The 703-nt window shown below is 57.0% G+C and carries 1 protein-coding gene and 1 pseudogene; both read left to right on the plus strand.

From position 1 onward, the window contains the following. On the plus strand, nt 1–498 hold a 498-nt coding region (locus ACR0E6_RS22320; RefSeq protein ID WP_480587493.1), incomplete at its 5' end, for a carbohydrate ABC transporter permease. Then, nucleotides 498–703: pseudogene (locus tag ACR0E6_RS22325) on the plus strand (carbohydrate ABC transporter permease); the annotation flags it as partial. The gene ACR0E6_RS22320 and the pseudogene ACR0E6_RS22325, both read left to right, overlap by 1 nt.

Raw genomic sequence — 703 nt, forward strand, 5'->3', positions numbered from 1 at the left:
CTTGACCCTGGCATCGGGCTGGAAAACGTCATGCATACATGGGGTTGGACCAGCTTCGAGTTCGACTGGATAAAAAACCGTGATTACGCCATCTACACGGTGGTTCTAGCGGCCGTCTGGCAGACAAGCGGCTTCGTAATGGCAATGTTTCTGGCTGGCCTGCGTGGGATCGACAACGAGATCCTGCGGGCTGCGCAAATGGATGGAGCCTCGAACTGGAACCTCTATCGCCGGATCATTATCCCGCAACTGCGACCAGCCTTCCTGTCGGCCTTTGTGATCCTCAGCCATCTTGCGATCAAGACCTTTGACCTTGTCATCGCCCTGACCGGGGGTGGACCCGGTCGCGCAACCGAACTGCCTGCGACCTTCATGTATTCCTACACCTTCACACGGAACCAGATGGGGATCGGTGCGGCGTCGGCCACGATCATGCTGATGACCATCGCGGCGATCATGATCCCCTATCTCTACGCCGAATTGCGGGAGAAACGCTGATGTCTCAAGCTACTCAGGATACCGCAATTCGAACGGGCCGCGTTACACGCACGCTGATCTATCTGGTGCTGCTTCTGTTCGGTCTGTTCTACCTGCTGCCGCTCTACGTCATGCTGGTGAACTCGGTGAAGCCTTTGGAAGAGATCACCGGCGGCGGCATGATGAACCTGCCGCAGGTGTTCACGATTGAGCCACGGCTCAATCG

Source organism: Ruegeria sp. AP12 (assembly GCF_056540025.1).